At 72.4% G+C, this 17530-nt stretch carries 14 protein-coding genes; 4 read left to right on the top strand and 10 right to left on the bottom strand.

Annotated elements, in window-relative coordinates; genetic code table 11:
- Positions 1-68: 68 nt before the first annotated feature.
- Complete coding sequence (locus tag ACIRQY_RS06300; RefSeq protein ID WP_403922643.1) at positions 69-1574, bottom strand: peptide MFS transporter; 1506 nt, start codon at positions 1572-1574, stop codon at positions 69-71.
- A gap of 196 nt (positions 1575-1770) precedes the next feature.
- Between ACIRQY_RS06300 and ACIRQY_RS06295 the strand changes: the two genes are divergently transcribed.
- Entirely contained in the window at positions 1771-2781 is a 1011-nt protein-coding gene (locus ACIRQY_RS06295; protein WP_351781172.1) for a polyprenyl synthetase family protein, read from the top strand.
- A gap of 380 nt (positions 2782-3161) precedes the next feature.
- Entirely contained in the window at positions 3162-4346 is a 1185-nt protein-coding gene (locus ACIRQY_RS06290) for an outer membrane lipoprotein carrier protein LolA (RefSeq protein WP_403922642.1), read from the top strand.
- A gap of 280 nt (positions 4347-4626) precedes the next feature.
- On the opposite strand, the gene ACIRQY_RS06285 is transcribed toward ACIRQY_RS06290, so the two are convergent.
- Positions 4627-5940, bottom strand: coding sequence for a M28 family metallopeptidase (locus tag ACIRQY_RS06285; RefSeq protein ID WP_351781102.1), 1314 nt, complete (start codon positions 5938-5940; stop codon positions 4627-4629).
- A 253-nt stretch (positions 5941-6193) separates the two neighbouring features.
- On the opposite strand from ACIRQY_RS06285, the gene ACIRQY_RS06280 reads away from it, so the two are divergent.
- Entirely contained in the window at positions 6194-6808 is a 615-nt protein-coding gene (locus ACIRQY_RS06280; RefSeq protein ID WP_403922641.1) for a GNAT family N-acetyltransferase, read from the top strand.
- Between the two features lie 4 nt (positions 6809-6812).
- Here ACIRQY_RS06280 and ACIRQY_RS06275 read toward each other — a convergent pair whose 3' ends face one another.
- The 3 genes from ACIRQY_RS06275 to ACIRQY_RS06265 all read right to left on the bottom strand — a co-directional run bounded on the left by ACIRQY_RS06275 (position 6813) and on the right by ACIRQY_RS06265 (position 9539).
- A complete protein-coding gene (locus ACIRQY_RS06275; protein ID WP_403922640.1) occupies positions 6813-7448 on the bottom strand; it encodes a DUF4291 domain-containing protein in 636 nt (211 codons plus the stop codon).
- 105 nt (positions 7449-7553) lie between these two features.
- Positions 7554-8567 (bottom strand): EamA family transporter RarD, encoded by a 1014-nt coding sequence (gene rarD, locus ACIRQY_RS06270; protein ID WP_403922639.1) that lies wholly within the window; start codon positions 8565-8567, stop codon positions 7554-7556.
- Positions 8568-8672: 105 nt separating this feature from the next.
- Entirely contained in the window at positions 8673-9539 is an 867-nt protein-coding gene (locus ACIRQY_RS06265; RefSeq protein WP_403922638.1) for an SDR family oxidoreductase, read from the bottom strand.
- Between the two features lie 150 nt (positions 9540-9689).
- Here ACIRQY_RS06265 and ACIRQY_RS06260 point away from each other — a divergent pair, with 150 nt between their 5' ends.
- A complete protein-coding gene (locus tag ACIRQY_RS06260) occupies positions 9690-10118 on the top strand; it encodes a winged helix-turn-helix transcriptional regulator (protein ID WP_403922637.1) in 429 nt (142 codons plus the stop codon).
- 99 nt (positions 10119-10217) lie between these two features.
- Here the strand turns inward: ACIRQY_RS06260 and ACIRQY_RS06255 are convergent, their stop codons facing one another.
- The 5 genes from ACIRQY_RS06255 to ACIRQY_RS06235 form a co-directional block, all read right to left on the bottom strand.
- Positions 10218-11270, bottom strand: coding sequence for a 2-oxoacid:ferredoxin oxidoreductase subunit beta (locus tag ACIRQY_RS06255; RefSeq protein ID WP_403922636.1), 1053 nt, complete (start codon positions 11268-11270; stop codon positions 10218-10220).
- Positions 11263-13200 carry a 2-oxoacid:acceptor oxidoreductase subunit alpha gene (locus ACIRQY_RS06250; RefSeq protein WP_403922635.1) on the bottom strand — a complete coding sequence of 646 codons (1938 nt, stop codon included), beginning with the start codon at positions 13198-13200 and terminating at the stop codon, positions 11263-11265. Before ACIRQY_RS06250 ends, ACIRQY_RS06255 begins: the two co-directional genes overlap by 8 nt.
- 299 nt (positions 13201-13499) lie before the next feature.
- Positions 13500-14177, bottom strand: a complete 678-nt coding sequence (locus ACIRQY_RS06245; protein WP_403922841.1) for a LuxR C-terminal-related transcriptional regulator — start codon at positions 14175-14177, stop codon at positions 13500-13502.
- Positions 14178-14451: 274 nt separating this feature from the next.
- Entirely contained in the window at positions 14452-15738 is a 1287-nt protein-coding gene (locus tag ACIRQY_RS06240; protein ID WP_403922634.1) for a sensor histidine kinase, read from the bottom strand.
- Between the two features lie 395 nt (positions 15739-16133).
- A complete protein-coding gene (locus tag ACIRQY_RS06235) occupies positions 16134-17315 on the bottom strand; it encodes a sensor histidine kinase (protein ID WP_403922633.1) in 1182 nt (393 codons plus the stop codon).
- Positions 17316-17530: the final 215 nt, after the last annotated feature.

The raw sequence follows: 17530 nt of genomic DNA, 5'->3' as shown, positions 1-17530 counted from the left end.
CCTGGGGGTCTTCCGGCTTCCCGTGGACGGGGTGCGGGTGTCCCTGGTGGACGGGCGGGGGGCGTCCCCTAGTGGACGGGGTGCATGGTGCGGCGCAGCCAGGGCGCCAGGGCGACGACGACCAGGCCGACGGCGACGGCCACGGCGCCGTTGACGCCGAAGTAGAGGGGCTTGGAGATGTCGTCGTAGAGCTTCACGGTCTGGGCCTGGATGCCGTTGGCGAGCGCGAGGGAGAGGAACCAGAGGGACATGGTCTGGCTGGCGAAGGCCTTGGGGGCGAGCTTGCTGGTCGCGGACATCCCGGAGGTCTCCAGGAGGACGTCGCCGAGGCCGAGGAGCAGATAGGAGCCGACGATCCACCAGGCGGCCATGTGGTAGGTGTCGTCGGCGTGCCCGGAGGTCGGCAGGACCATGAGGAGGAACGACAGGCCGCCGAGGATCACCCCGAGGGCGATCTTGTTGGAGGCGTGCGGCTGCCGGGGGCCCATCCGGGCCCAGACGGCGGCGACGACGGGGGCCAGCAGCACCTCGAAGGCGCCGAGCGCGGAGGTGTACCAGCCCGCCGGGAAGTCGAAGCCGAGGATGGTCGTGCGGGCGTTGGTGGAGGCCAGCAGGATCATCGTGGAGTAGGCCTGGAAGAGGATGAAGTTGAACGCCACCGAGGCCAGGAAGAGCACGACGTACGGCCTGAGGCGGCCGCGTTCCTCGGCGGTGACCCGGGGGCTGGTGAACATCACCCAGAAGTAGACGACCGGGGCGATCACCGAGACCAGGGTCAGCACGTCGACGAAGCGGTCCATGGTGAGCCAGCCGGCGAGCGCCAGGGCGGTGGCGAGGACGGCCGTGACGAGGGCTCCGGCGATCATCAGCCGGACCGCCCGGCGCATGGCGTCGGGGGCGAGCGCGAATTCGGCGCCGTGCTTGCGCCCGGCCAGGTGACGGCGTCCGGCGACGTACTGGATCAGGCCGAGGGTCATGCCGAGCGCGGCGGCGGAGAAGCCCCAGTGGTAGCCCTCGTGGTCGGCGAGCCAGCCGGTGATCAGGGGTCCGGCGAACGCCCCGATGTTGATCGCCATGTAGTAGAGGGCGAATCCGGCGTCCCGGCGCTCGTCGTCCGTGCGGTACAGCTTGCCGACCATGGTCGCCACGTTCGGCTTGAGCAGGCCGGTGCCCGCGCTGATCAGGCCGAGGCCCACCCAGGTCATGGCGGCGGTCGGCACGGCCATCGCGTAGTGGCCGCAGGCGATCAGGACACCGCCCCACAGGACGGCCCGGTAGGAGCCGAGGACGCGGTCGGCGAGCCAGCCGCCCGCCACCGACACCAGGTAGACGAGGGTGCCGTAGGCGGCGGAGACGGAGGCGGCGGTGCCGGACGCCATGCCGAGTCCGCCGTCGGAGACCGAGGCGGCGAAGTAGAGGACGAGGATGGCCTGCATCCCGAGGAACGAGAAGCGTTCCCAGACCTCCAGGCCGGACAGGGTCAGCAGGCCCCGTGGGTGCCCGAGGAAGGCGTGGTCGTCCTCGGGAGGAGGCTGCTCGCCTTCCGTACCGGTGTCGATCGTCGTTCGGGACAAAGCACCCACTCCTGCTCGTATCAGCTGATCACGAACATACCGGGGGCGACGGGAAGGCGCCCACGGTGATCGAAAGGTGACCGGATACGCTGGCGTGAGTGAATCGAGCGACACATCGACAATCCGTGTGATCGTCAACAGTCCGTACGAACCAACCGTGATCGTCAGCAGGCGTCAGCAGACAGGAGACCCCCTCGTGACCGTCGTCGGGCCGTTCGGTCTTAGCGTGCGGGACCAGGCTCTCGAAGCCGATGTCCAGACCGGCCTGGCGGCCGTGGAGACGGGCCTCCTGGCCGCCACCAAGAGCGATGTCCCCTTCATCACGGAGGCCGCCCAGCACCTCGTGCTCGCCGGAGGCAAGCGTTTCCGCCCGCTGCTCGTGATGCTCGCGGCCCAGTTCGGCGACCCCTACGCGCCGGGTGTCGTGCCCTCCGCCGTCGTCGTCGAGCTGACCCACCTGGCCACCCTGTACCACGACGACGTCATGGACGAGGCCGACGTCCGGCGCGGTGTCGACAGCGCCAACACCCGCTGGGGCAACTCCCTCGCCGTCCTCACGGGCGACTTCCTCTTCGCCCGCGCCTCGCACACCCTCGCGGACCTCGGCCCGGAGGCCGTGCGCATCCAGTCCGAATCCTTCGAGCGCCTGGTCACCGGCCAGATCCTGGAGACCGCGGGCCCCAGCGACGGCCGCGACCCCGTCGCCCACTACCTCGACGTCCTCGGCGGCAAGACCGGCTCCCTCGTCGCCGTCTCCTGCCGCTTCGGCGCCATGATGGCCGGTGCCGACGAGAGCGTCGTGGACACCCTCACCCAGTACGGGGAGCGGCTCGGCGTCGCCTTCCAGCTCGCCGACGACGTCCTCGACATCGCGTCCGACTCCCACGAGTCCGGCAAGACCCCGGGCACCGATCTGCGCGAGGGCATCCCCACGCTGCCGGTCCTGCACCTGCGGGCCGCCGCGGCGGCCCACGGGCGCCCCGAGGACCTCGCGCTCGTCGCGCTCGTCGACGGAGACCTCAGCGACGACGCCCGGCACGCCGAGGCGCTGCGCGGACTGCGCGCCCACCCGGCCCTGGAGCAGGCCCGCCGGGACACCGTGCGGTACGCGGAGGAGGCCCGCGCGATGCTGGCGCCGCTGCCCGAGGGGTACGCGAAGGCCGCCCTGGCCGAGATGTGCGACGCGGTCGTCCACCGCGCGGGCTGAACGGGTCCGTCGCGCGGGCCGAACGGGTCCACCGCGCGGGCTGAACGGGCCCGTCGCGCGGGCTGAACAGGTCCACCGCGCGGGCTGAACAGGTCCGTCGCGCGGGCCGAACGGGTCCGTCGGGGGCGGGTGACCTTCCCCGGCCAGGCTCTCAGGGGCTCGGCGCGGCCCGTAGGGGGCCCGAACGGTCGGGTCCCTGGCCTCGGGACCCGTAAGGGCTCCCGGATGCCCCGGCCCGGCCCCGTACGTAGCCCTCGCGGCGGGTCCGTCTCGGGGTCGGGTCATACCGGAGCAGTACGCCAGGTTGATCCCCGGGGCTGACGCCTCGGTGCCGCCGTCCTGATGGGATGGGGACATCGACCACGGAGGAAGCGGAGACCATGGCAGAGACCCGTAAGGCGAGCCGGTTCATCGTCCCGGTCGCGGTGGCAGGAGTTGCCGCGGCGACCATCGGCCTCGTCCCGGCACTGGCGGCGTCCGGAGACCCCGACCTGCCGGAGATCACGGCCGCACAGCTCATCGAGAAGATCGCCGCCTCGGACACCCAGACCCTGTCCGGCACGTTCCGGATCTCCACCGACCTGGGGCTGCCCGCCCTCAGCGGTCTGGCGTCCGGCCTGGGCGGCGGCGGCACCTCGTCGGCCGACCCCACGGAGAAGCTCACCCAGCTCTTCTCCGGCAGTCACACCCTGCGCGTCGCGGCCGACGGCCCCGACCGCCAGAAGCTCACCCTGCTCGACGGCTCCGACGAGTACAGCCTCGTCCACAACGGCGCCGACGTCTGGGCGTACGACAGCAAGTCCCGCGAGGCCTTCCACGAGAAGCTCTCCGACGACCGGGGCGACCGGGGCGAGGAGGGCCCCGAGGGCCTCCCCGGCAGCCCCAAGCAGCTCGCCGACGAGGTCCTGAAGGCCGCGGGCGACACCACGTCCGTCACGGTCGGCGGCACCGCGAAGGTGGCCGGCCGGGACGCCTACCAGCTGGTGATCAAGCCGAAGCAGAACGGCTCCACGGTCGAGTCCGTGAAGATCGCGGTGGACGCGGCGACCGGCACCCCGCTGAAGTTCACCCTCGCGTCGGTCGAGGGCGGCAAGCCCGTCCTCGACGCGGGCTTCACCAAGGTCGACTTCGGCCGCCCGGCCGCCTCCGAGTTCGACTTCAAGGCGCCGAAGGGCGCCAAGGTGACCGAGGGCGCGGCGGAGAAGGCGGGCGAGGACGCCGGGGCGGAGTCCGGCGGGCACGGCGGGCCCTTCGGCGACGCACTGCCCGGCGGCCTCGGCGGCGGCCTCGCGGACCTCGGCGGCGACGGCGTGAACGTCATCGGCGAGGGCTGGACGACCATCGCGAAGCTCGACACCGGCGCCCCGGCGCCGAAGACCGAGGACGCGCCGAAGGAGTTCCAGGGCTTCCTTGACTCCTTCGGGGACAAGGTCAGCGGGAAGTTCGGCTCGGGCACCCTCTTCAAGACGAAGCTGGTGAACGCGCTGCTCACCGACGACGGCAAGGTCTACGTCGGAGCGGTCACGAAGGACACCCTGGTGAACGCGGCGAACGCCGCCAAGTAAGCGGCGTCCACGGGGGATTGGGGCCCCGGGGGGGGTCGGGGGCGATGGTCACCGACCCACCCGGGCGTTTCTGTGTGGTGCGGGAGCCGCCGTGGGGGAACTCCCCCGGGGCGGCTCCCTCATGGGGAGTCCCTCACAGGGCGTCCCTCGCAGTGGGTCCCTCGCAGGGAGTTCCCTTACGGGATCTCCCTGCCGGGGAAGTACCTCAAGAGGGTTCCCCTGACAGGGACTTCCCCGGCGGGGGAGTCCCCTTAAGGGAACTCCCCTACGGGAAACTCCCCTACGGGAACGTCAGCTTGAAGCCGTTGATGTATCCCGTGTCGGAGGACGCCTTGTCCTGGGCGCGGAGCTTCCAGACGCCGTTGGCGACCTCCGTGGAGGCGTTCACGGTGAAGGTCTCCTGGATGTTGTCGGCGCTGCCGCCGGTCCGGTTGGCCAGGTTGTAGACCGAGCCGTCGGGGGCGATGAGGTCGACGATCAGGTCACCGCGCCAGGTGTGCACGATGTCCACACCGACCTTGAGGGCCGAGGGCGCGTTGCCCGCGATGCCGGTCACGGTCACGGAGGAGGTCACCGCGGCGCCGTTGTCCGGGATGGACACGTCGGCCGTGTTCTCGAAGACCGTGCCGGTCGGCGGGGTCGTCGCGCCGGACAGGTTCCAGATCGCGTACGCGACGGCGTCCGCGTTGCGGTCGAGGGCGGTGTCGTTGATGTTCGCCGTCGTGTCGCAGGACGCGTGGTAGCAGCGGTCGAAGGACTGGCCGGAGGTGCCGCCCCACTTCTGCGCCTGCGCCGCCGTCTTGACGTAGTCGGCGCCGGAGAACAGCCCGCCGACCGGGATGCCCACGTTCTTGAACGGGGCGTGGTCGGAGCGTCCGTCGCCCTCGGTCTCGATCTCGGTGGGGACGCCGAGCCCGGCGTAGTAGTCCTTGAAGGTCTGCTCGATCGTGGGGTCGTCGTCGTAGACGAAGTAGCCCGGGTTGGGCGAGCCGATCATGTCGAAGTTCAGATAGCCCTTGACCTTCGTCCGCTCGGCGGCCGGAAGGTTGTTGACGTAGTACTTCGAGCCGATCAGGCCCAGCTCCTCGGCACCCCACCAGGCGAACCGCAGGTGCTTGGTGGGCTGGTACCCGGCGCGGGAGACGGCGAGCGCGGTCTCCAGGACGGCGGCGGAGCCGGAGCCGTTGTCGTTGATGCCGGGGCCCGCGGTCACCGAGTCCAGATGCGAACCGGCCATGATCACCTGGTTCGGGTCGCCGCCCGGCCAGTCGGCTATCAGGTTGTAGCCGGTGGCGCCGCCGGAGGTGAAGGTCTGGAGGGCGGTGGTGTACCCGGCCGCGTCCAGCTTCGCCTTCACGAAGTCGATCGACGCCTTGTAGCCGGTACGGCCGTGGGCGCGGTTGCCGCCGTTGGCGGTGGCGATCGACTGGAGGTCCGTCAGGTGCTGCTTGACGTTGGCCAGCGGGATGTCGGGCGCGGCGACGGCGGTGCCACCGGTGGGGCTGGCGGAGGCGGTGGTGCCGGTGAGTCCGCCGAGGGCCAGCGCGGCGAGGGCCGCCGCGGCGGTGACGCGTCTGGGCACGGTGAGGGTCATGTGGGGGCTCCGGATTCCGAACGGGGATGGGACGGAACGTGCGAGACGCCTCGGGCGCGGGGGCCACGAGGCGTTGGAGCTGTGCGAGTGCGCGTGCGGTGTTCAGTTGTTCTGTCGTGCTGGTGTTCGTTGCGCGTGCTGAATGTTGAACGAGAGCGTGACTGTGCGTCAAGAGCGGAAACCGGTCAGGCATGTTCGCTCATCGGACGGGTGGGCGACCCCGGTCCAGCCTCAAGATCATCCGATGTGCAGAATGACCCGTATGGCTCTCTCGAACACACCGACGACGGCGACGGTCGAGGACGCTCCGGCGATCAGCCGGGCGCTGGCCCGCGCCTTCCACGACGACCCCATGATGCGCTGGTTCTTCCCCGACGCGGCCACCCGCGAGGACGGCCTGACGCGCTACTTCTCCACCCTCTTCACCCGGCAGTACGGGCTCCACGGGGTGTGCGAACGCACCGACGCCGCAGCCGCGTTCTGGGTGTCGCCCGAAGGCCGGGAGAAGGCGGTTCCCGACGCCGGGACCGTCCGGGAACTGGCCGGCATCCTCGGCGACCGGGCCGGTCCGTTCCGCGAGGCGGTCGAGGCCGCCGCCGCGCACACCCCGCCGGAACCGCACTGGTACCTCGCGGTGGTCGGCGCCGACCCCGGGGCGCGGGGCCAGGGCCACGGCTCCGCGCTGCTGCGTTCCGGCCTGGCCAAGGCCGACGCGGCGGGTCTCCCCGTCTACCTGGAGTCCTCCAAGCCGGAGAACCTCCCGGTGTACGAGCACTTCGGCTTCGTCGTCCTCGGCGAGGCGTCCCTGCCCGGCGGCGGTCCCGCCCTGTGGGCGATGCGCCGCCCGCCCCGGGACCCCTCGGCCTGACGGCCTACGGGGCGCCCGTCGTCGCGTCCCCGTCCGTGGTCCGGGCGGGGGCGCGCAGGTGGTCCAGGAGGCCCGGGGCCTCCGGGTACGGCTCCTCGCGGGGGAGCAGCGGACGGGCCGCCTCCGGCCCCTCCGTCCGGACCAGGTCGTGGATCCGGCGGGCGAGCGGGGTCACGTCGGTGACGGAGACCGTCCACTCGTCCGCGTATCGCCGGGACGCCTCGCCCGTGAGGCCGAGCTGGAGCGAGCGGTGCGGGAGCGGCCGCAGGCGGAGGTCGCGCTCGGGGTCCCACTGGACCCGCGCGGGGGCCCGGCGCAGCTCGCGCCGCCAGGTGTCCCGGTCGGGATGGAGGCCGCGCGCGTAGTGGGAGAGGCGGGCGTTCCGCAGGGCCCACTCGAAGCCCTCGCGGGTGATCTCCACGGCGAGGACGGTCTCCTGGCCCTCCTTCGTCCCCCAGCCGCAGCGGTACATCATCCACAGGAACGAGGGCTTGATCCACGTCATCCGGTCCCGCTTCCAGGCGGCCGGGAAGCGGCCCTCGCGGGCGGCGGGCAGCCCGATCCCGGGCCGGTAGGCCTGGTAGACGGTGACCGTCCGCTCGGTGTGCAGCGCGCGGACGCGGTACTTCGGTTCTTCCATGTCCCCAGGGTGGGCCGGACGGGCCGCACGGGGCCACGCGTTTTCCTGGGCCCCGCCAGCCCCGCCAGCCCCGCCAGCCCCGCCAGCCCCGGTCACCGGCTTTCGTCAGAGGCCCGTCCGGGCCGAAGGGCGAGAGGGCGTGGCGGGCACGGCGGGCGCGGGCGCCTCAGGTGCCGCAGGCGTCCCGTCAGTCGCCCCGGCGGCCTCCGCCCGCGCCGCCTCCACGGCCGCGCGGCTGCGCCGGGCCGCGCGCAGGGCGTCCCAGGTGAGGATCGTCAGGGCCAGCCACACCAGGGAGAAGCCCGCCCAGCGCTCCGGGGGCATCTCCTCGTGGAAGTACACGACGCCCAGCAGGAACTGGAAGGTCGGCGCCAGGTACTGGAGGAGGCCGAGGGTCGAGAGCGGGACGCGGATCGCGGCGGCGCCGAAGCAGACGAGCGGGACGGCGGTGACGACGCCGGTGGCCACGAGCAGGGCCGTGTGGCCCGCGCCGTGGGAGCCGAACGCCAGGTCGTCCTGGGTGCCGAGCCAGACGAGGTAGCCGAGCGCGGGCAGGAACTGGACGGCGGTCTCGGCGGCGAGCGACTCCAGGCCGCCCAGGTTGACCTTCTTCTTCACCAGGCCGTAGACGGCGAAGGAGAAGGCCAGGGTGAGGGAGATCCAGGGGAGCTGCCCGTAGCCGACGGCCAGGACGAGGACGGCGGCGAATCCGACGGAGACGGCGGCCCACTGCGCGGGCCGCAGCCGTTCCTGGAGGACGAGGACGCCCAGGGCGATGGTGACCAGCGGGTTGATGAAGTACCCGAGCGAGGCCTCGACGACGTGACCGGTGTTCACGGACCATATGTAGAGGCCCCAGTTCACGGTGATGACGGTCGCGGCGACGGTGATCAGGGCCAGCTTGCGCGGGCTGCGGAGCAGCTCGCCGACCCAGGCCCACTGGCGCACGGCGAGCAGCGCGAGGCCGACGAAGGCCAGGGACCAGACCATCCGGTGGGCGAGGATCTCGACCGCCCCGGCGGGCTTCAGGAGCGGCCAGAAGAGCGGGACGAGACCCCACATGCCGTAGGCGCCCACCCCGTAGAGCAGCCCTGTTCTTTCCTCGTTCTCCGTCTTCACCGGACCTCCCCGCCCCTGTGCCGCGCTGTCGGGTCGAAGGTAGCGCCGCACCGGGCGGATTGTCATGCCCGTACCGCAATACGGTCATGACCATGAGGGGGGAGGTCAGACGGCGGCGAGGGCCTCGCCGACCGTCACGCCGAGCGGGGTGGACGGGCGGCCGGTCAGCCGGGCCAGGTCGCCGGTCCGCAGGGCGAGCGCGCCGCGCTCCACGGCCCGGTCGACGTCGACGAGGATCTCCGCGAAGAAGGGCGGGACCCCGGCGCCGGTCAGGACCGCGAGGTGCTCCTCGGCGGAGACGGCGGCGTAGGTGATCTCCCGGCCGGACCGGGCGGCGATCTCGGCGGCGTACTCGGCGAGGGACCAGGCGGTGTCGCCGCTCAGCTCGTACGCCCGGTTCAGGTGCTCCCCGGCCGGGCCGGTCAGCACGGCGGCGGCTGCGGCGGCGTAGTCGGCGCGGGTGGCGGAGGCGATCCGGCCCTCGCCCGCGTTGGCGACGACGGCGCCGTGGGCCAGGACGGGGGCGAGGTTCTCGGTGTAGTTCTCGGTGTACCAGCCGTTGCGCAGGAAGGTGTACGGGAGCCCCGAGGCGAGGATCAGCCGCTCGGTCTCCTTGTGCTCGGCGGCCAGTTCGAAGTCGGCGTCCGGACCGCCGAGGATGCCGGTGTACGCGAGCTGGGCGACGCCCGCCGCGACGGCCGCGTCGATCACGGCGGTGTGCTGGGGGACGCGCTGTCCGACCTCGCTGCCGGAGATCAGCAGGACCCGGTCGCCCGCGCGGAAGGCGCCCGTCAGGGTCTCGGGGCGGCCGTAGTCGGCGATCCGCACCTCGACACCGCGCTCCGCGAGGTCGGCGGCCTTCTTCCCGTCGCGTACGACGACGGCGACGGAGGCGGCGGGGACGGTGGCGAGGAGGGAGTCGACGACGTGACGGCCGAGGCGGCCGGTGGCTCCGGTGACGACGATGCTCATGGTGCTGCTTCCTTCTCCTGTGGATGCCCGTGGATTCCCGTGGGTTTCCCGTGGGTTCCCGTGGGGGCGGTGGGCGAGACACCCACTGATGCTCACCGTACGACCGGCGCTATCTTTTCGTAAGTACCCACTTTGAAGTAAGGTACTGGCATGGGAGTAAGTGAGGAGCCGAGGGCCCTGCTCGCCGATGTCGACGGCGCCATGTGCCCCGCCCGGCTGGTCCTGGAGCACGTCACCAGCCGCTGGGGCGTCCTGGTCCTGATCGCGCTGGGGGACCGCTCGTACCGCTTCAGCGAACTGCGCAGGCACATCGGCCGGGTCAGCGAGAAGATGCTCACCCAGACCCTCCAGACCCTGGAGCGCGACGGCTTCGTCCACCGGGAGGCCAGGCCCGTCATCCCGCCCCGCGTCGACTACCGCCTCACCCCGCTCGGCGAGGAGGCCGCCCGCAGGGTCCGGGAGCTGGCGGGCTGGACCGACCTCCGGGTCCCGGAGGTCGAGGAGGCCCGGGCGCGCTACGACGCGGCCCGCCGCGAGAACGCCACCGCCCCCTCCTCGGCCGGGGGCGCCGGGGCGTGAACCCGGCGGCTCCGCCGGCACGGCGGCGGCCGTGCCGGCACGGACGAAGGGGGCACGGCCCGCACCGGGCCGTGCCCCCTTCGCCGGGGCCGGGGCGGGTCAGCCCACGACCGTCCAGGTGTCGTTCCCGGCGAGCAGGCTGCCCAGATCGCCCTCGCCCTGCCGCTGCACCGCCGTCTCCACCTGCTCCGCCATGAGCGTGTCGTACACCGGCCGGTCCACCGCCCGGAACACCCCGATGGGGGTCTGGTGGAGGGTGTCGGGGTCGGCGAGCCGGGACAGCGCGAACGCGGTGGTGGGCGTCGTCGCACGGGCGTCGTGGACGAGGATCCGCGACTCGTTCTCCGGGGTGACCGTGACGACCTGGAGGTCACCGGTCGCCTGGTCGCGGACGACGCCCTTCTCGTTCTCGGCGCCGAACCGGACCGGCTCCCCCTGTTCGAGCCGGATGACCGCCTCCTTCGCCTGGTCCTTGTCCTTGAGGACCTCGAAGGCGCCGTCGTTGAAGATGTTGCAGTTCTGGTAGATCTCCACGAGCGCCGTGCCGTTGTGGTCGGCCGCCTGCCGGAGCACCTCGGTGAGGTGCTTGCGGTCGGAGTCGACGGTCCTCGCCACGAAGGAGGCCTCCGCGCCCAGCGCCAGCGACACCGGGTTGAAGGGCGCGTCGAGGGAGCCCATCGGCGTCGACTTGGTGATCTTGCCGACCTCGGAGGTCGGCGAGTACTGGCCCTTGGTCAGCCCGTAGATCCGGTTGTTGAACAGCAGGATCTTCAGGTTCACATTGCGGCGCAGCGCGTGGATCAGGTGGTTGCCGCCGATGGACAGCGCGTCGCCGTCGCCGGTCACGACCCAGACGGACAGGTCGCGGCGGGAGGTGGCGAGCCCGGTGGCGATGGCCGGGGCGCGCCCGTGGATGGAGTGCATCCCGTAGGTGTTCAGGTAGTACGGGAAGCGGGAGGAGCAGCCGATGCCGGAGACGAAGACGATGTTCTCCTTCGCCAGGCCCAGTTCGGGCATGAAGCCCTGGACGGCGGCGAGGACCGCGTAGTCACCGCAGCCCGGACACCAGCGGACCTCCTGGTCGGACTTGAAGTCCTTCATCGTCTGCCGGGCCTCGGCCTTGGGCACCAGGTGGAGGAGGGACTCAGGCATCGATGGCCTCCTTGAGGGCGGCGGCGAGCTGCTCGGCCTTGAACGGCATCCCGTTGACCTGGGTGTGGCTGCGGGCGTCGACCAGGTACTTCGCGCGGACGAGGGTGGCGAGCTGGCCGAGGTTCATCTCGGGGACGACGACCTTCTCGTACCGCGCCAGGACCTCCCCGAGGTTCTTCGGGAAGGGGTTGAGGTGGCGCAGATGGGCCTGGGCGATGGGCTGCCCGGCAGCCCGGAGGCGCCGGACGGCCGCCGTGATCGGCCCGTAGGTGGAACCCCAGCCGAGGACCAGGGTCCGGGCGCCGTCCGGATCGTCCACCTCGATGTCGGGGACGTCGATCCCGTCGGTCTTCGCCTGCCGGGTGCGGACCATGAACTCGTGGTTGGCGGGGTCGTACGAGATGTTGCCGGTGCCGTCCTGCTTCTCGATGCCGCCGATGCGGTGTTCGAGACCGGGGGTGCCGGGCACCGCCCACGGGCGGGCCAGGGTCTCCGGGTCGCGCTTGTACGGCCAGAAGACCTCGGTGCCGTCGTCCAGGGTGTGGTTGGGGCCGGTGGCGAACCCGGTCCGCAGGTCGGGCAGTTCGTCGACCTCGGGGATGCGCCAGGGCTCGGAGCCGTTGGCCAGGTAGCCGTCGGAGAGCAGGAAGACGGGGGTGCGGTAGGCCAGCGCGATCCGGGCCGCCTCGATCGCCGCGTCGAAGCAGTCGGCGGGCGTCCTCGGGGCGACGACCGGCACCGGCGCCTCGCCGTTGCGGCCGTACATGGCCTGGAGGAGGTCGGCCTGCTCGGTCTTGGTGGGCAGACCGGTCGACGGGCCGCCGCGCTGGATGTCGACGATCAGCAGCGGCAGCTCCAGGGAGACCGCCAGACCGATCGTCTCCGACTTGAGCGCCACACCGGGACCGCTGGTCGTGGTCACAGCGAGGGAGCCGCCGAAGGCGGCGCCGAGCGCGGCGCCGATCCCGGCGATCTCGTCCTCCGCCTGGAAGGTGCGCACACCGAAGTTCTTGTGCCGGGACAGCTCGTGGAGGATGTCCGAGGCGGGGGTGATCGGGTACGAGCCGAGGTAGAGCGGCAGCTCCGCCTGGCGGGCGGCGGCGATCAGCCCGTACGAGAGGGCCAGGTTCCCCGAGATGTTGCGGTAGGTGCCGGAGGGGAAGGCGCGGGTGGCGGGCGCGACCTCGTACGAGACGGCGAAGTCCTCGGTGGTCTCGCCGAAGTTCCACCCGGCCCGGAAGGCGACGATGTTCGCCTCGGCGATGGCGGGCTTCTTGGCGAACTTCTGCCGCAGGAAGGCCTCGGTGCCCTCGGTCGGCCGGTGGTACATCCAGGACAGCAGCCCGAGCGCGAACATGTTCTTGGAGCGCTCGGCCTCCTTCCGGGACAGCCCGAAGCCCTTGAGCGCCTCGACGGTCAGCGTGGTCAGCGGCACCGGGTGGACCCGGTAGCCGTCCAGCGAGCCGTCCTCCAGGGGCGAGACCGCGTAGCCGACCTTGGCCATGGCGCGCTTGGCGAACTCGTCGGTGTTGACGATGATCTCGCCACCGCGCGGCACGTCCTCGATGTTGGCCTTGAGCGCGGCGGGGTTCATCGCGACCAGCACGTTCGGGGCGTCGCCCGGCGTCAGGATGTCGTGGTCGGCGAAGTGCAGCTGGAAGGAGGAGACACCCGGCAGGGTCCCGGCGGGCGCCCGGATCTCGGCCGGGAAGTTCGGCAGCGTGGAGAGGTCGTTCCCGAAGGACGCCGTCTCCGAGGTGAACCGGTCACCCGTGAGCTGCATGCCGTCCCCGGAGTCACCCGCGAAGCGGATGATCACCCGGTCGAGCCGGCGCACTTCCTTCTCTGTGCCGTGGTGAGGCTTCTCGGGGGCGCTGCGCTGCTCCCCGAGCAGGGCCTCACCGGCCTCGCTGCTGACCTGGCTGGTCACTGAACTGGACCTCCCTCGCGGCAAGGGGACTCCCCGCCGGAGGCGGGAGAGGCTCGGGATGCGGTCGGCCGGTCACCGTCCGTCCCGAGGCCCACCCTACGACGGTGAGAAGGGCCCTCCGGGGACTTCTCACATCGCGGACCTCTTTTTGAGACGCCCTCTTGCCCTGAATTATCACCATCTGTCACCCCAGGAGGCGCCCCGGACCGTCGGTTTCCGTCTCGTCCTTCGGTCCTAGGTCCTCGGGACGCCGACGGGCTGCCGCCCGGCCCCGGGATTTCTGACAGGGTGTCAGATCCTCAGGATTTCAGATACGTCAACACCGCCAGTACCCGGCGGTGATCCCCTTCACTCGGCGAGAGCCCCAGCTTCAGGAAGATGTTGCTGATGTGCTTCTCCACCGCGCCGTCGCTCACCACCAGCGCTTTCGCGATCGCGGAGTTCGTCCGGCCCTCCGCCATCAGACCGAGGACCTCCCGCTCGCGCGGTGTCAGGTTCGCCAGGACGTCCTGCTGACGGCTCCGGCCCAGCAACTGCTGTACGACCTCCGGATCGAGCGCCGTACCGCCCCCGGCGACCCGGACCACCGCGTCCACGAACTCCCGGACCTCCGCGACCCGGTCCTTCAGGAGGTAGCCGACGCCCCGCGAGGAACCGGCCAGCAGTTCGGTGGCGTACTGCTCCTCCACGTACTGCGACAGCACCAGCACCCCGAGCCCCGGATGCTCCTTGCGCAGCCGCACCGCCGCCCGCACCCCCTCGTCGGTGTGCGTCGGCGGCATCCGCACGTCCGCCACCACCACGTCCGGCAGCGCCCCCTCGGCCGCCAGCCCGGCGACGGTCTCGACGAGCGCCTCCCCGTCCCCGACCCCGGCGACCACCTCGTGCCCCAGATCGGTCAGCAGCCTCGTCAGCCCCTCCCGGAGGAGTACGGAATCCTCGGCGATGACCACCCGTACCCGTACCCGCCCCGCCACATCCTGCACGCCCACGCCCCGCAGCCCCCATGCCCTGTCGATCGACTCGTCCGCGCCCTCCGGACCACGGGGGACGCCCCGGCCAGCATCGCAGGGTTCCCGCCGGGACGGGCACGGCCCCCGCCGGGGGAGGCGGGCGGGGAGCCCCGGCCGGGGGCAGGCGAAAGCCCGGCCGGGAAGGGCGGGCCCCGGCCGGGGGAGAGGGGGCGGGCGCCGGGCCCGCGGGGGTGGCCGACGGCACACTACGGGTGCGGCGCCCGCGAGGGCGGGAGCGTCACGCCCGCCAGGGCAGCTCCACCGTCACCGTCGTCGGGCCGCCCGTCGGCGAGTCCACCGCAAGCACCCCGTCGACCGCGCCGACCCGCTCCGCCAGACCCGCCAGGCTCCGGCCCGCCGTCTTCTCCGCGCCACCCACCCCGTCGTCCCTGACCTGGAGCATCAGCCGGTCGCCCGCCCGCCACACGTCCACCCACGCCCGGCGCGCCCGCGCGTGCTTCGAGACGTTCTCGAGGAGCTCCGACACCGTGAAGTACGCGGTGCCCTCGATCGCCGCCACCGGCCGGGCCGGCAGGTCCACGTCCACCGCCACCGGCACCGCGCACCGGCCCGCCACCGCCGAGAGGGCCGCGTCGAGACCCCGGTCGGTCAGGACCGCCGGGTGGATGTTCCGGGCCAGGTCCCGCAGCTCCTGGAGGGCCAGCTTCACCTCGCCGTGCGCCTCGTCCACCAGCACCGCCGCCGCCTCCGGGTCCCGCGCCACCTTCTCCTTGGCGAGGCCCAGGTCCATGGCGAGCGCCGAGAGCCGCGCCTGCGCCCCGTCGTGCAGGTCCCGCTCGATGCGCCGCAGATCGGCGGCGGCGGTGTCGACGACCACCCCCCGGTCCGACTCCAGCTCCGTCACCCGGGACGCGAGCCGGGACGGGCCGAGCAGCCCCGACACGAGCAGCCGGTCCACGGCGACGAACCCGCGCAGCAGCCACGGCCCCACCATCACGAACAGCAGTCCGACGACGCACGTCACCGCGATCTCGAAGGACGAGTCCAGATAGAAGTTGTGCGTCCCGTCGCCGTACAGCTGAATGCCGTCCTGCCCCACGTACGCGGGGAAGACCCACTGCCACAGCGGATACGTGAACAGGCCCCAGCCCCAGCTCCAGAACGCCACCGTCACCGAGAACGAGAACACCGCCCACGGCATGTGCACCAGCGCGTAGAGCAGATGCCGCCACGAGGCCCCGCTCCTCAGCGTCGCGCCCATCCACGAGAACGCGCCGCCGGTCTTCCCCCGCACCGGCTCCGGAGCCCGCACGTCGAGCCCGAGGAGCCCGCGCGCCCTGGCCCGCTCGACCGCCCCGAAGCCCCGGCACATCGCGAGCGCCCCGGCGAGGATCGGCACCCCGAGGAAGGTGACCAGCAGTCCGGCACCGGCCGAGGCGAACGCCACGGACAGCGCGAACCAGACGACGCTCAGCGGCAGCCCGATCAGCACGTACAGCAGGGCCCGCCAGGTGCGGGCCTCGAACGGCGCGCGGATCGCGGCGGGGAGGCGGGGGGAGTCCATCGCGGAGTCCTTCTCTGCTCGGGAGGGCGGGCGGTACGTGTTCCAGGGTTCCGTGTCCGGCCCCGCCGGACCATGAGGCGGGTGGGCGTCCCGGGGCGGGGGTTTTCCCTACCCGAGGACCCTGACCGGTGCCCGGCCACGACCACGGGGGCACCCGGGAGCCGTGGCCCCCGGGTGCCCCCGTGGTCGTACGTGTACCTACGACCGTACGTTCGTAGGTACGGCCGCCGGTCGGCGACCGGAAGCGGTCCCGGCCGGGGACGGCGATTCAGGCGGGCGGTTCCGATCCCGGACCGGAACCGATCCCGGACCGGAACCGCCCGCCTCCTGGTCCCGCCCGTGACGAACCGCCCACCGCCCGGTCCCGCCCACCCGGTCCCGCCCGTGACGGACGCTCACCGCCCGGGGCGGGACCGCCACGGCAGTTCCGCCGTCACCGTCGTCGGGCCGCCCTCCGGCGAGTCCAGGACCAGCACGCCGTCCACCGCGCCCAGCCGCTCCGCGAGCCCCGCGAGGCCCGTACCGCCTCCGAACCTCGCCCCGCCCGCCCCGTCGTCCCTGACCTGGAGCATCAGCCGGTCGCCCGCCCGCCACGCCTCCACCGACGCGGACCGGGCCCGCGCGTGCTTGGAGACGTTCTGCAGCAGCTCCGACACCGTGAAGTACGCGATGCCCTCGATCGCCTCCGCGGGCCGTTCCGCCAGATCGACGGTCACCCGCACCGGCACCGTGCACCGCCCCGCCACCGCCGAGAGGGCCGCGTCGAGACCCCGGTCGGTCAGGACCGCCGGGTGGATGCCCCGCGCCAGGTCCCGCAGCTCCTGGAGCGCCAGCTTCACCTCGCCGTGCGCCTCGTCGACCATCGACGCCGCCGCCTCCGGATCGTCCAGCAGCTTCTCCTTCGCCAGACCGAGCCCCATCGCCAGCGCGACGAGCCGCGCCTGCGCCCCGTCGTGCAGGTCCCGCTCGATGCGCCGCAGATCGGCGGCGGCGGTGTCGACGACCACCCCCCGGTCCGACTCCAGCTCGGCGATCCGCCGCTCCAGCTCGTCGGAGGGCGAGAGCAGCCCCCGGACCATGCCCCGGTCCGCGTTGGCCAGACCCCGCGCCAGGAACGGCAGCACGGGCCAGAGCACGATCAGCGAGACCAGCGCCACGGTGAACGTGAGGATGCCCCACGGCAGCCGGATCAGCCCGTACAACTGGGTCCGCCACGCCACCGGGTCCTTCAGCGAACCCCACAGCCAGCCGAAGAAGCCACCGCGCGACGGCAGCGGCGACGGCTCGGCCACCTTCACACCCAGCAGCGCCCGCGCCCGCCCCCGCTCCGCGCGTCCGATCAGCCGCGCGCCGCCGAGCCCGAGCGCGAGCAGCGGCAGCCCGACCACGGTGACCGAGAGGCCCACCCCGAGCAGGACGCTCACCACCGAGTACACGAAGCCGACCAGCGCCGTGACGAGATTGGAGAGCAGGAAGACGAGCTCCTTCCAGGTCTCCTTCCCGTACGCGGTGAGCTTCGGGGGAGGCGGGGCGGCGGCGGGGTCACGCGCCTCGACGGGGTCAAGATCGGCGGTCATGCTCCCCAGCCTGCCGGTCGCGCCTGGCCCGGCGCCATGGGGGAGGTGGGTGAGCGGAAGGGGGGATATCCCCACCGCGCCCCGGACACACCCCTCCGGACCTCGTCCGCGCCCCGCCCCCACACCCCCGAACCCCGGTCGGAACCCCGTCGCGTCCGGGCCGGAGCCGTACGCCCGCCCCGCCCGGACCGCACCACCGGGGCCGAACGGGTCTG

Origin of the sequence: Streptomyces sp. NPDC101490, from assembly GCF_044767145.1 — a bacterium.
Taxonomy (GTDB): Bacteria; Actinomycetota; Actinomycetes; order Streptomycetales; family Streptomycetaceae; genus Streptomyces.
Note: the sequence above shows the minus strand (reverse complement) of the source record. Positions and strands in the feature narration are given on the sequence as shown.

What these genes read in the sequence shown, in the direction of transcription:
- ACIRQY_RS06290 (WP_403922642.1), top strand. Translation starts at nt 3,162, where the DNA reads ATGGCAGAGACCCGTAAGGCGAGCCGGTTCATCGTCCCGGTCGCGGTG.
- ACIRQY_RS06285 (WP_351781102.1), bottom strand. Translation starts at nt 5,940, where the DNA reads ATGACCCTCACCGTGCCCAGACGCGTCACCGCCGCGGCGGCCCTCGCC.
- ACIRQY_RS06280 (WP_403922641.1), top strand. Translation starts at nt 6,194, where the DNA reads ATGACCCGTATGGCTCTCTCGAACACACCGACGACGGCGACGGTCGAG.
- ACIRQY_RS06275 (WP_403922640.1), bottom strand. Translation starts at nt 7,448, where the DNA reads ATGGAAGAACCGAAGTACCGCGTCCGCGCGCTGCACACCGAGCGGACG.
- ACIRQY_RS06265 (WP_403922638.1), bottom strand. Translation starts at nt 9,539, where the DNA reads ATGAGCATCGTCGTCACCGGAGCCACCGGCCGCCTCGGCCGTCACGTC.
- ACIRQY_RS06260 (WP_403922637.1), top strand. Translation starts at nt 9,690, where the DNA reads ATGGGAGTAAGTGAGGAGCCGAGGGCCCTGCTCGCCGATGTCGACGGC.
- ACIRQY_RS06255 (WP_403922636.1), bottom strand. Translation starts at nt 11,270, where the DNA reads ATGCCTGAGTCCCTCCTCCACCTGGTGCCCAAGGCCGAGGCCCGGCAG.
- ACIRQY_RS06240 (WP_403922634.1), bottom strand. Translation starts at nt 15,738, where the DNA reads ATGGACTCCCCCCGCCTCCCCGCCGCGATCCGCGCGCCGTTCGAGGCC.
- ACIRQY_RS06235 (WP_403922633.1), bottom strand. Translation starts at nt 17,315, where the DNA reads ATGACCGCCGATCTTGACCCCGTCGAGGCGCGTGACCCCGCCGCCGCC.